This is a genomic window from Lutibacter sp. A64, assembly GCF_022429565.1.
Taxonomy (GTDB): Bacteria; Bacteroidota; Bacteroidia; order Flavobacteriales; family Flavobacteriaceae; genus Lutibacter.
In genome coordinates, this window is record NZ_CP092487.1 from 3,830,839 (window position 1) to 3,843,480 (window position 12,642).

Annotated in this window: 10 protein-coding genes; 7 read left to right on the top strand and 3 right to left on the bottom strand. The window is 26.2% G+C overall.

Annotated elements, in window-relative coordinates; translation table 11 throughout:
* Positions 1–139 precede the first annotated feature (139 nt).
* Both MKD41_RS15535 and MKD41_RS15540 read right to left on the bottom strand, forming a co-directional pair.
* Entirely contained in the window at positions 140–748 is a 609-nt protein-coding gene (locus MKD41_RS15535; protein WP_240243257.1) for a thiamine diphosphokinase, read from the bottom strand.
* 106 nt (positions 749–854) lie between these two features.
* The gene (locus MKD41_RS15540) at positions 855–1,241 is read right to left on the bottom strand and encodes a MotA/TolQ/ExbB proton channel family protein (protein WP_240243258.1); all 387 of its coding nucleotides are present in this window, start codon (positions 1,239–1,241) and stop codon (positions 855–857) included.
* Positions 1,242–1,451: 210 nt separating this feature from the next.
* Between MKD41_RS15540 and MKD41_RS15545 the strand changes: the two genes are divergently transcribed.
* The 7 genes from MKD41_RS15545 to MKD41_RS15575 all read left to right on the top strand — a co-directional run bounded on the left by MKD41_RS15545 (position 1,452) and on the right by MKD41_RS15575 (position 8,204).
* Positions 1,452–2,510: a sensor histidine kinase gene (locus tag MKD41_RS15545; protein WP_240243259.1), complete on the top strand. Its 1,059-nt coding sequence runs from the start codon at positions 1,452–1,454 to the stop codon at positions 2,508–2,510.
* Positions 2,511–2,513: 3 nt separating this feature from the next.
* Positions 2,514–3,230 carry a LytR/AlgR family response regulator transcription factor gene (locus MKD41_RS15550; protein ID WP_240243260.1) on the top strand — a complete coding sequence of 239 codons (717 nt, stop codon included), beginning with the start codon at positions 2,514–2,516 and terminating at the stop codon, positions 3,228–3,230.
* 246 nt (positions 3,231–3,476) lie between these two features.
* A complete protein-coding gene (locus MKD41_RS15555; RefSeq protein WP_371824299.1) occupies positions 3,477–4,625 on the top strand; it encodes a diphosphomevalonate/mevalonate 3,5-bisphosphate decarboxylase family protein in 1,149 nt (382 codons plus the stop codon).
* A 103-nt stretch (positions 4,626–4,728) separates the two neighbouring features.
* The gene (locus tag MKD41_RS15560) at positions 4,729–5,655 is read left to right on the top strand and encodes a mevalonate kinase family protein (protein WP_240243262.1); all 927 of its coding nucleotides are present in this window, start codon (positions 4,729–4,731) and stop codon (positions 5,653–5,655) included.
* A gap of 57 nt (positions 5,656–5,712) precedes the next feature.
* Positions 5,713–6,648: a geranylgeranylglycerol-phosphate geranylgeranyltransferase gene (locus MKD41_RS15565; RefSeq protein WP_240243263.1), complete on the top strand. Its 936-nt coding sequence runs from the start codon at positions 5,713–5,715 to the stop codon at positions 6,646–6,648.
* A 130-nt stretch (positions 6,649–6,778) separates the two neighbouring features.
* Positions 6,779–7,645 (top strand): pseudouridine synthase, encoded by an 867-nt coding sequence (locus tag MKD41_RS15570; protein ID WP_240243264.1) that lies wholly within the window; start codon positions 6,779–6,781, stop codon positions 7,643–7,645.
* Positions 7,646–7,901: 256 nt separating this feature from the next.
* On the top strand, positions 7,902–8,204 hold the full coding sequence (locus tag MKD41_RS15575) for a hypothetical protein (RefSeq protein ID WP_240243265.1): 303 nt from the start codon (positions 7,902–7,904) through the stop codon (positions 8,202–8,204).
* A gap of 176 nt (positions 8,205–8,380) precedes the next feature.
* Here the strand turns inward: MKD41_RS15575 and MKD41_RS15580 are convergent, their stop codons facing one another.
* The gene (locus MKD41_RS15580) at positions 8,381–12,463 is read right to left on the bottom strand and encodes a hybrid sensor histidine kinase/response regulator transcription factor (RefSeq protein ID WP_240243266.1); all 4,083 of its coding nucleotides are present in this window, start codon (positions 12,461–12,463) and stop codon (positions 8,381–8,383) included.
* Between the last annotated feature and the right edge of the window lie 179 nt (positions 12,464–12,642).

Sequence of the window (12,642 nt, forward strand, 5' to 3'; positions counted from 1 at the left end):
ATTTTATGTCTTTTATTAATTTTTTTAGAATTGCTGTAAATCTTGAGGCTTATCCATCATCATTTACAAATATGGTTGGGCTAAATCTTTCAGTAATTATTTATTCTGATAAATTACTTTTTATATTATTTCTAATACTTTAATTATTGCTAATATAAACTAATAAATCACCTTTTTCAAAGGAGATAAAAACACTGTCTTTAATTGCTTTGTTACGGGTTCCAATGCGTTCTCCAAAAGTTAAAGATTCTTTATTAAGCGGGTACATAAGTCCTTTGGTTTCTATACCCGTTGCTGTAGGAAAAGGAATTAGAGAAATGTTTTTTTCTTTAACATTGGTTAATAGTATACTATCTTCAATAAAAAAATATTTACCAAAATCGTCAAAAAAAGAAATAGATAATCCCATTTTCCATTGTAATGCAGTGCTAATATTACCTAAAAAGTGATCGTGTTCTTTACCGCTTCCTCCATAAACATCTATATGTGTAAATTCACGATGTTTTAGAATTTGTAGTGCTTTTTCAAAATCGGTATAATCTTGGTTGGGTGTTTTTATAACTTCAATAGAAGTTGGTATAGTATCTATAGAATCAAAATCTCCAGTAACTAAATCTGGGGTTAGGTTGTTGGCTTTAAAATAATTATATGCGCCATCTATAGCGCAAATAATTTCATACTTAGTAAGGTCTGGCAGCGATAAAGGCTGTGAACCATTAAGTAAGATAAATGCTTTTTTCGTTTTCATAGTTTACAAAAATAATGAAAAAAAGCATTGGTTTTTTATAAGTGTTGTAAATAATAAAAAAATAGTTAGTATCTAAAGATTTAGTACTAACTATTTTAACTGATGGTTACTTTTTTAAAAGCTTTAAAATAATAATTCCAATTCTGGCAATTAAGAATACAATCATTCCAAATAGTGGAGAAAGTATAGCAATTTTAAGTCCGCCTGCTAATACTGCAGGTGAAATATCTCCAACGGCTTGAATTGCATCAAAAGCGCCAATTAAACCAATCATTTGACCTAGAAATCCCCAAACCAATACAAATAAGCTTAAAGAGCTAACTAAGGTTATTGTTTTATCTCGAGTTGTTGGCTTTAAAAAACCTCTAATTAACAGCGCAGTAATTATAATTAAAATAAAGAGCGTTGTATACATAAAAAGTGGTCCACCTTCATTTAATCTTGCAACAAAAGGATTTCCAGCTAAAAGTGTAATGGTTTGTAGTACTAACATAATATGATTTTTTTTAAATTATAAATCAAAAATAACTTATTAGTTGTGTGTTTAAATTTTAAAGCGATACTTTGCTAGTAAGTTAAGATAATTGACTGGTTAAATATGTTTTTTGCAATTTAAAGAGTGAAATTGGTTGAATTAAGCTTATTTTTCTAGTTTCACCTCTAAAATAAATGTAATTTTAATATTATTTGCATATTGCACTTTATGGAAAGTAAGAACATTATTTTAAAATACCTATTCACTATTTTTGGTCATCTATTGTTTTGGGTAGTTGTCTATTATTTTTATTCTTATTTTTTAGGTTATGGAAGTACTAATACAGCGTATGTAAATCAGTTTTCTGGTTTTTTAATGCCTGTTACTATTTTAATTAGTTATTTTTTAATTTATTATTTAATTCCAAATTATTTACTTACTAAAAAGTATGCATATTTTATTTTGTATGGTGTATATACGTTTATAATTTCTTTGTATATAATTATTTTATCTATACTATATGGTTTATTGTATTCTGAAGGTTATAAAGAGGTAGAAACTGTTCCATTAACTAAATCCTTACCTTTTATAATTTTAGGCGTTTATTTTGTGGTTTTAATTATAGTTTCATTTAGTTTAATAATGTATAACTATAAATCGATTGTAAGTAATGAAAATTTAAATAATAAAATTCTACAAACAAAATTGCAAATTAAAAATCAAGAGTTGCGTTTTTTAAAAATGCAAATCCATCCACATTTTTTGTTTAATTCTTTAAATACTATTTATGGTTTTGCATTAAACAAGAAAGATGAGGCACCAGAAATGATTTTAAAACTTTCTAATTTATTAGATTATATTTTATATCAAATTGAAAAACCACATGTATTATTAATAGATGAAATTAATCATTTATTAGATTATGTTGCATTAGAAAAAATGCGTTTTAATGATACATTAGAAGTTAAAACAACAATTGAAGTTGCAAATAAAACAATTAAAATAGCGCCAATGTTGCTAATTCCTTTTGTTGAAAATGCGTTTAAACATGGGGATATTATAAATGGAAAATTAAATGTTTCAATTTATATTAAAACAGAAGACGATACTCTAATTTTTGAAATTGAAAATACATCTATAGAAGAAAATAAGTCTAAAAAAGGAATTGGCTTAGAGAATATAGCAAAAAGATTAGATATGTTATATTCAAATTTTTATAGTTTAGAAACCAGTCAAATTGCAACTATTTTTAAAGTGAAATTAATAATTAATAACTTAAAAAAATAACCAATGCCTAAAACCATTCAATGTATTATTGTAGATGATGAACCTGTTGCTCGAGAAATATTAGAAAATCATTTACAAAAGATTGAAGCTGTAAATGTTATTGCAACTTGTAAAAATGCCATTGAAGCATTTAATCAAATTAATTCAAACCAAATAGATTTAATTTTTTTAGATATTAATATGCCCGAAATTTCGGGACTTTCGTTTGCAAAATCAATCAATAAAAATATAAAGGTAATTTTTACAACAGCTTACCGAGAATATGCGGTAGATGGTTTTAATTTGCAAGCCGTAGATTATTTATTAAAGCCTATTTCGTTTCAACGTATATTGCAAGCTGTAAATAAATATTTGGGTGAAAATACTTTAGTAGAAACCAGTTTAGCTACTGAAATAATTCAAGAAAAAAATGACTTTATTTTTGTGCGTTCAGATAGGAAAATGGTAAAAATAAATTTTTCTGAAATCAATTATATAGAGAGTTTAAGTGATTACATAAAATTTCATTTAAAAGATAAAATAATTATAACTCGAGAAACTATTTCTAATATTGAAGCAAAATTACCTCAAAAAGAATTTATAAGAATACATAGATCTTATATCGTATCAATCTCTAAAATAAATTCTTTTACTAATGAGTTTATTGAAATTCATAAAAAAGCTTTGCCAATAAGTAGAAGCTATAAAAAAGAAGTTTTATCTAAATTAGAGCAGGTTTAGTAGTTTTATAGTGGTTGTTGTGTTTTAATGAAATTACATCAATTTGAGTGAATTTTAAATAATTTTAACTCTAACTAAAAGTTCTCGATACAATCTTTTTCTATTTCATTTTTAAAAAATTACTCGAACAGGCGTATTTATACTTTTATATTTAAAATGAATTAAGAGTTATAGTATATTAAATATAAGTTTTGTTTTACTTTTTTACTTAAATATTAAACAGTATCTTTGTTAAAATTTATGAATTTGACCGAAAAAGATTTTATTTTACAAGATTATACTTGTAAAAATAACACAAAAGGAAGCATAACTTGGAAAACCCCAAGTAATATTGCATTGGTAAAATATTGGGGAAAACAAGAACCTCAAATTCCAGAGAACACTTCTATTAGTTTTACGTTAGATGCTTGTTTTACGTTAACAACTTTAGAGTATAAACTTAAAGAGGGTAATGCTGAACCTGATTCAGAATCTCAGAATAAGATGTTGAATCAAGTTCAGTATGATAAAAATAGGTTCAATTTTGAGATTTATTTTGAAGGTGAAAAAAAAGATGACTTTAAGCCTAAAATTCAACAGTTTTTTGAAAGAATTGAGCAATACGTGCCGTTTTTAAAAGCATATGATTTTGTAATTAAATCTAGAAATTCTTTTCCGCACAGTAGTGGAATTGCGTCATCGGCAAGTGGAATGAGCGCATTGGCTTTATGTTTAATGAGTGTTGAAAAAAAGATAAATTCAGAAATAAGTGATGAGTATTTCAATAAAAAAGCATCTTTTTTAGCACGTTTAGGTTCAGGAAGTGCTTGTAGAAGTATTGAAGGTGAATTAATTGTTTGGGGAAATCATTCTGAAATTGCAGGAAGCTCTAATTTATTTGGAATTAAATTTCCATATAAAATTCATAAAAACTTTAAAAATTACCACGATACTATTTTATTGGTTGACGAAGGAGAAAAACAAGTTTCTAGTACCGTTGGTCATAAATTAATGCACAACCATCCGTTTGCAAAACAACGATTTTTACAAGCTACGGATAATATTTCAAAAATTTCTAAAGTCATTCAAAACGGAGATTTAAAAGAATTTATAGCTATTGTAGAAAGTGAAGCGTTAAGCTTACATGCAATGATGATGACAAGCAATCCGTATTTTATTTTAATGAAACCCAATACGTTGAAAATAATCAATAAAATTTGGGAATTTAGAACGAAAACAGCAAGTAATATTTGTTTTACATTAGATGCTGGAGCTAATGTGCATGTGTTATTTCCAGAAAATGAAAAGGAAATCGTTAACAATTTTATAATAAGTGAGTTAATTCAGTTTTGTCAAGAAAATCATTATATTTGCGACAGAGTTGGAGAAGGAGCTAGGTTAATGAAAAATGAATAAATAATACTGAAAAAATAGTTCAGTATAAAATATAAAGAACTTTTAAAGTTATAAGTACGTATTATTTAAGTAACCAACCAAATAATTGTCAATTTAGAAAATAATGAAAGGACCACTTTTTTACGCTAAAATTTTGCTTTTTGGAGAGTACGGAATTATTAAAGATTCCAAAGGATTGGCAATACCATACAATAGCTACCAAGGAGCTCTAAAAAAAACGGATAAGTTAACTGCTAAAACTAAAGATTCTAATAAAAATCTTTTAAAATTTTACACGTATCTTTCTAATTTAAAAACCAATTTAGTACGTTTTAATTTAGATGAATTTAAGCAAGATATTGACCAAGGAATGTATTTTGATTCTAGTATTCCACAAGGTTATGGTGTTGGAAGTTCAGGAGCTTTAGTAGCTTCAATTTATGATAAATATGCAACTAGTAAAATTACAGTTTTAGAAAATCTTACACGCGATAAATTATTGAAATTAAAAGAAGTATTTTCTTTAATGGAATCCTTTTTTCATGGTAAAAGTTCTGGATTAGATCCTTTAAATTCGTACTTGAGTTTGCCAATTTTAATAAATTCAAAAGACAATTTAGAGGCAACAGGTATTCCATCTCAAAAAGAAGGAAAAGGCGCTGTATTTTTATTAGATTCTGAAATTATTGGAGAAACAGAACCAATGGTTAACATTTTTATGAATAAAATGAAAAACGAAGGTTTTAGAAGAATGATTGATGAAGACTTTGCAAAATGTACCGATGCTTGTATAGATGATTTTTTACATGGAAATATAAAATCGTTATTTGGTAATGTTAAAAATTTATCTAAAATAGTACTTGATAATTTTAAACCTATGATTCCTAAACGCTTTCATACTATTTGGCAAAAAGGAATAGAATCTAACGATTATTATTTAAAATTGTGTGGTTCTGGTGGAGGTGGTTATATTTTAGGTTTTACTGAAGATTTTAGTAAAACTAAAACCATTTTAAAAGACTATAAACTAGAATTAGTTTATAGATTCTAATTCTAAATTATTAAAATAAACACTTATTTATTGGCAATATTAGTAGGCTAATTTTATATGGATTTACTCGAAATTTCTAAAAATAACACTAAAAAAAATGCTCCATTTTATGTTAAAATGTTGAGTCTGTTTTCTGTTGTTAGAGGGTATAATATCTTATTAATTATAATTGCCCAATATTTAACATCTATATTTATTTTAGCCCCAGAAAAATCACTAAAAACCATATTGTTAGATGTTAACTTGTATTTTATTGTTTTAGCAACAATGTGTGTTATTGCTGCTGGGTATATAATTAATAATTTTTATGATTTTGAAACTGATAAAATAAATAAACCTTTAAAAACAAAGATTGATACTATTGTAGAGCAGAAAATTAAATTGCCTATTTATTTTGTATTAAATTTTTTAGGTTTTGTTTTTGGATTGTTGGTTTCTTGGAGAGCAGCTTTGTTTTTTTCAGTATATATTTTTTCAATTTGGTTGTATTCACATAAGTTAAAAAAATATCCGTTAACAGGTTTATTTGCTCCTGCTGTATTATCAATACTACCTTTTTTTGCTGTTTTTGTGTATTATAAAAATTTTTCAGAAATTATTTTTACACATGCAGCATTATTGTTTTTTATTCTATTAATTAGAGAGTTGGTAAAGGATTTAGAACGCATAAAAGGAGATTTTGTTAAAAACTACCAGACTATTGCAGTCAAATACGGAGAACATTTTACCAAGTTATTAATCTCGTTTTTGGTGTTGTTAACACTAAACCCAATTTACTTTTTGTTAAAGTATCCAGAAATTGGAGGAATGAAATATTACCTATACATAAGTATTTTAATGCTTATTGTTTTTTTACTGTTTTTGTGGTTTAGTAAAAGTAAAAGAAATTACACATTGCTTCATTGGTTACTAAAGCTGCTTATATTTGCAGGTGTTTTTAGCTTAGCATTTATAGATACTTCAATTTTAATTGAGCGTATTTTACCAAGTTAATTAAAATATTAATAATTTAATAAAGCCTTATGGCAGTTTTATAATTTTATCTTTTTAATTATAGACAACTATTTATTAGATTATTAAAGGATTAACCTTACTTTTGCAAAAAATAATAATAAAAATACTAATGAATTCAAATAAAAACTCGTCGAGAGGACGACAACAAGGAAAAAAGAAACCTCAAGGTACATTTACTAGAAAATTTGATGCTAAAAAGAAATTTTCTAAAAATAGAGATACTTTTTCAAAAGCACCTAAAAAACAAACTACCAGTAATCCAGAAGTTGACGGAATACGTTTAAATAAATACATTGCAAATTCAGGAATTTGTTCTAGAAGAGAAGCAGATGTTTTTATTGCGGCAGGAAGTGCAATGGTAAATGGAAAGGTGATTACAGAAATGGGCTATAAAGTTAAATTAACTGACGAAGTTAGGTTTGATGGTTCTTTAATTAGTCCTGAAAAAAAGCGTTATGTCTTATTAAATAAACCGAAGAATTTTATTACTACTATGGATGATGATAGAGGTAGAAAAACGGTTATGGAATTAGTTGGCAATGCATCAAAAGAGCGTATTTATCCTGTAGGTAGGTTGGATAGAAATACAACAGGACTATTGTTGTTTACAAATGATGGGGAATTGGCTAAAAAATTAACACATCCAAAACACAATATACAAAAAATTTACCACGCTTCGTTAGATAAAAAATTAACGAATGCCGATTTAAATAAAATTGCAGAAGGTTTTGTTTTAGATGAAAAACGAGTTATTGTAGATGATATTTCGTATATTTTAAATCAACCAAAAAGTGAAGTTGGAGTAAAAATTCATTCAGGAAGAAATAGAATTGTCCGTAGAATTTTTGAACATTTTAATTATAAAGTAGTAAAACTAGATAGAGTTATTTTTGCTGGCTTAACTAAAAAAGATTTACCAAGAGGACACTGGAGACATTTAACAGAAATGGAAGTTAATAATTTAAAAATGCTTTAATAGTAGCATTTTAATTATTTTAAAAAAGACTGTTTTAATAATTTATACTATTTAACAGTCTTTTTTTTGTTTTATAATTAAATATATTTGAACTTGTTTTTTATTAATTTTTTGAAATTAAATATTCATTAATAAACTGAAATATTTTTTTTAAGAGTTAACATTTCATTCAAATATTTTTTTATATTTGAACAACTTGAATAATAAAATTCAAGGTAAATTTAATTGTTTAATATATAATTTTAACTGATTTGTTTTGAAGAGAATACTAGTAGATTTTAAAAAATTAACACCTGAAATTCTTAATTTATTGGTGGAGAAATTTCCTGATGGTTATGGGTTGAGAGATATTATCCATTTTACAAATTCAAAAGGACAATATGTTGATGCTGTAGAAGTGAGAACTGAAGATACTATTTATTTAGTGAAAATTAGTGAGCAGCTTGCTGATACTATGGAAAATTATGAAGAAGAGGAAGATGAGGATCCAATAATTAGTGATGATTTAGATATTGATGTTGATGCTGCAGTTAGTAAGGATGTTTTAGATGACGATTAAATTTTAGGAGTGTAAAAATATCTTATCAAGATTACTGTTTCTGTTAATTTTATTAATCTTAATAAAATAAGTTACTAATAACTTGTTTAGTATTTAAATAATATTAAAAAGCTATAGGTTTTATAAAAAAATCTATAGCTTTTATTTTTTAGAGCAGAATTATAGTTTGTAGCAAACTATTTAGCGTGTTTTTTTATGTATTCTGTTGGACTTATACCATACTCTTTACTAAAACATTTACTAAAATATTTTTGATTGTTAAAGCCAGTCATATAAGCAATTTCAGAAATATAGATTTTGTTTTTCTTTAATAATTGCGCTGCTCTTTTTAATTTAATAGTCTTAATAAAGTTAACAGGAGTGTCATTTAAAATAACTTGAACTTTTCTGTAAAGGTTGGCTCTACTCATCCCTATTTCAGAAGCTAAAAACTCAACATTTAAAATGTTACTACTCATATTTTCTTCAATTATTTTGATAAGCTTTTTTATAAATTTTTCATCATTAGAATCTATTTGAATATCAGTAGGAGCTGTAGTTATTAGTTTACTATATTTTTCTTTAAGTTCTTGTCTTGTTGTAAGTGTATTTTTTATTTTCCATTGTAAAAACTCAAGGCTAAAAGGTTTTTCAATATAATCATTGGCTCCTAAACTTAAGCAATCAATTTTAGTTTCATTTGAGTTTTTCGCTGTCAACATAAATATTGGAATATTGCTGAGTTCAGCATTTTTCTTAATTTGTTTAAGCATTGACACTCCATCTTGTATTGGCATTAAAATATCACTAATTATAAGCTCAGGTTTTTCTTTTAAAGCTACTTCGTATCCTATTTGACCATTTGAAGCTTCAACTACATTAAATGTAGGGTTTAACTCAGATTTAATCATTTGTCTTAAATCATCATTGTCTTCAACTATAAGAATTTTAGGTTTTTTAGATTTTTCTTTTTTTATTTCATTCTCTTTAAACTTAGAGGAAACTTCTTCAATTATTTGAAATTCATTGTTTTTAATAAAATTTCTTTTTAGTGGGGTTCCGGTTTCTAATCGTTCGTTTTTATTGTATTTGTTTTTTGCTATTGGGAGGTAAAAAGTAAATTCGGTAAAGACATTTTCTTCACTTTCTACGGTAATAGTACCATGGTGTCTTTCTATTAATTTAGAAACAAGTTCCATACCAATACCTGTTCCTGGAATTTGATTTCTTTGAGATTTAGTTGCTTGGTAGTAACGGTCAAAAATGCTTTTTAAATCTTTTTTAGGAATTCCTACTCCATTATCTCTTACACTGCATTTAATGTGTTTGCCATCTATATTGTGGGAGTTAATTTGTAAATTTTTAGGTTTAATAAGTTCTAATTTTACAGTAATTTCGCCATTTTCTTTGGTAAATTTAAAAGCATTTGATAAAAGGTTAAATAATATTTTTTCTAAGAGATCTACGTCATACCACGCTTTAATTTCTTTGTCTTCTGTTATAAATTCATACTTTATACTGTAAATTTTAGCAAAATCATTAAAAGCATTTTTAATGGTATTAATGTCTCTTACAATATCATTTTTAGAAATTTTCAATTTAAATTTACCTTCATCAAACTTTCTTATATCCATTATTTGGTTAATAAGTCGATTCATTCTTAGTGTATTATTATAAATACGTTGACTTGTTAAAGGGCTTAAAGTAAATTTCTTTTCTTTTACAACTTTTTCAATGGTTCCCAGTATTAGAGATAAAGGAGTTCTTAATTCGTGAGAAATATCAGTGAAAAAAATCATTTTCATTCTATTGTGTTCATTATCTTTTTCTCGACTAATTGTTTCTTTTACCAAATTTTTCTTTAATAAATACCATCTTTTAATTAAAATAATATTGATATAAATTATTAAAATTGAAATTAAAATGTAGCCAAAAATAGCCCAATTGCTTTTCCAAATAGGAGGTTTTATTGTAAAGGTTATTTCAGAAGGCGTTTCATTCCATATTCCATCGCTATTGGAACTTTTAGCTTTAAAGGTGTAAGTTCCAGGCGCTAAGTCGTTATAGTTAGCGCTTCTATTAGAAGCATCTGTATAAACCCAATAATCATTTAAACCGTCTAATTTATAGGCATACAGGTTCTTATTAGGCGCTGTAAGATCTAAAGATGAAAAGTTAACATATATGTTATTTTGATTGTAAGGTAAGACAATAGGTTCTTTAGCGTAAATGTTAATATTATTTACAGGACTTAGAGCATTAGCTGAATTGTTTTCATATACTTCTCCAAGTGTAGAAAAATTGGTTATTACCGTATTAGGTACTATGTTTTGTGGAATTAGTTGATCTGGATACACGCTATAAAAACCGTCGGCACAACCAAAATATAAAATCTTTTTTTGCTCATCTGAAGTACTAGAATTAAAAACAAACTGATTTTCATTTATACCATCTTCTACACCAAAAGACATAAACCTTTCAGTTGTTAAATTTAGCATGGCAATACCGTCTTGTGTACTCATCCAAATATTGCCATTAAAGTCTTCTTCTATGGCAGTAACTACTTTTGGATTGTTAGTAGTTGTTTTTCTGAAATTTTTGAATTTTTTAGATTCTATGTCATATACATTTATACCACCACCTCTTGTTCCGATCCATATTTTTCCACTTTTATCTTCGTAAAGGCTTAAAATAGCATTAGAGGTTAAACCATTAGCAAGTGTTGGTAAATAGTGTTTGTAGTTTTCTTTTATTAAATCTATTATGTATAAACCTTCACCTCTTGTTCCTATAAATAATTGATTACCTGTAGTTAATAAAATTGTTGAGGTATGATTGCCTTTTAATTCTTCTATAATCTTTTTTTTGAACTCTGATAGTATGTTTTCACTGTTTATTATATCTACACCTTCTCCCCAAATACCTACCCACATTTCGTTTTTGTTTATGGGTACAATGTCTTTTATTGGATTTTGGTAGGTTTTAACTTTTATTAATTCAAAGTTTTTAGGGTTGTTAGGGTTGTAATTTTTTGAATTATAAATATTATTATTGTCAGCAATAATAAGCTCTGTTTTTTCGAAGTTTTTTGTTACAACAGAAGCTGTTTCTATGGTGTTATTAATTTTTAAAGCAGTTTTAGTTGTTTTATTAAAAGTAAATAATCCATTATTTAAACCAACTAATAATTTGTTTGATTTTTGATTGTCTAAACAATTGGTTAAGTTATTGTTTGTAGAGAGTTCATGAAATTCAAAAAGTGGAGTTCTTCCTAAATATTTATTAACACCTTTAAAAGAACCAATCCACAGATTTCCGTAAGTGTCAAATATTGTTGAAGTAATGGTGTTGTTTAATAAATTGTCTGAGTTAGATTCGTTTAAATAATGAGAAAATTCGTATTTATTATTTTTCCTATTTCCTTTTATTAATCCAGATGTTGTACCTATCCACAATTCATCACTTTTAGTGTTAATTGCAATTGTGCTTAAAGTTGTGTTTGGATCAAAATTGGTTAATAAATTAGTGTAATTTTCAAGTATCTCTAATTTACTGTCAGATTTGTTATATCCTAAAATATAGATGTCACTTGGAGTTAAGACAATAATTTGATTATTACCTAAAAGTTCCATGTTTAAAACCTTTTTATTAAATGTTGTTGGTGTAATTTCTCCTTTTTTATTTAGTTTTAAAATACCTTCTTCTGTACCAATCCAATTTCTTCCAAAATTATCTTCAATTAATGATAGGTTTTGTTTTTCAATCTTATAAATATTTTTAATTATCTGGGTGCTAAATTCAGAATCTAATTCTATGCTGTTAACATCTTTATTCGTTTCAACTTTTAATAATCCATAGTTTTCTAACTTTACCCATATATCTCCAGACTTTGTTTTGTTTTTTACAATTGAGGTCTTGTTTTTTAAGTATCCTTTAAACTTATTATCTTTTCTATTGAAGCAAATAAGGTAACTTTCACTACCTATCCATAAGTTGTTATAGTCATCTTCAAAAATGGAATTGATATTATTATTAGGAAGCGAATGTGGTGTGAAAGCATCATATTGATATTCGGTAATATTATGCCCGTCGTATTTATATAATCCAGAATTACTTCCAATCCATAAATATCCAAAACTATCTACAAATAAGGTATTAACTCTTTTGTTAAAAAGCACTCCATGAATGTCTAACTTATGGAAATTTACAGAGTTAGTTTGTGAATAGAGTACAATAGTACTAAATAGTAAGATGAATTTTATTAAATAATTTTTAAGCATAATCTACTTTATTATAAATGTATAGAGTGGATTCAAAATGTAACATAACCAATGTTATGAGATTTTTGGCAATTTACACAATGTTTACCTATTTTACATCATTTTTAACAAGCATAGGGGGATATAAATGTCTAAAATACCTTGTACTTATGTTGCATATAAGCGTTTTTACTGGTGTT

Excerpts from the sequence above, each read along its gene's own strand:
- MKD41_RS15535 (WP_240243257.1), bottom strand. The coding sequence starts at position 748 with ATGAAAACGAAAAAAGCATTTATCTTACTTAATGGTTCACAGCCTTTA.
- MKD41_RS15540 (WP_240243258.1), bottom strand. The coding sequence starts at position 1,241 with ATGTTAGTACTACAAACCATTACACTTTTAGCTGGAAATCCTTTTGTT.
- MKD41_RS15545 (WP_240243259.1), top strand. The coding sequence starts at position 1,452 with ATGGAAAGTAAGAACATTATTTTAAAATACCTATTCACTATTTTTGGT.
- MKD41_RS15550 (WP_240243260.1), top strand. The coding sequence starts at position 2,514 with ATGCCTAAAACCATTCAATGTATTATTGTAGATGATGAACCTGTTGCT.
- MKD41_RS15560 (WP_240243262.1), top strand. The coding sequence starts at position 4,729 with ATGAAAGGACCACTTTTTTACGCTAAAATTTTGCTTTTTGGAGAGTAC.
- MKD41_RS15565 (WP_240243263.1), top strand. The coding sequence starts at position 5,713 with ATGGATTTACTCGAAATTTCTAAAAATAACACTAAAAAAAATGCTCCA.
- MKD41_RS15570 (WP_240243264.1), top strand. The coding sequence starts at position 6,779 with ATGAATTCAAATAAAAACTCGTCGAGAGGACGACAACAAGGAAAAAAG.
- MKD41_RS15580 (WP_240243266.1), bottom strand. The coding sequence starts at position 12,463 with ATGCTTAAAAATTATTTAATAAAATTCATCTTACTATTTAGTACTATT.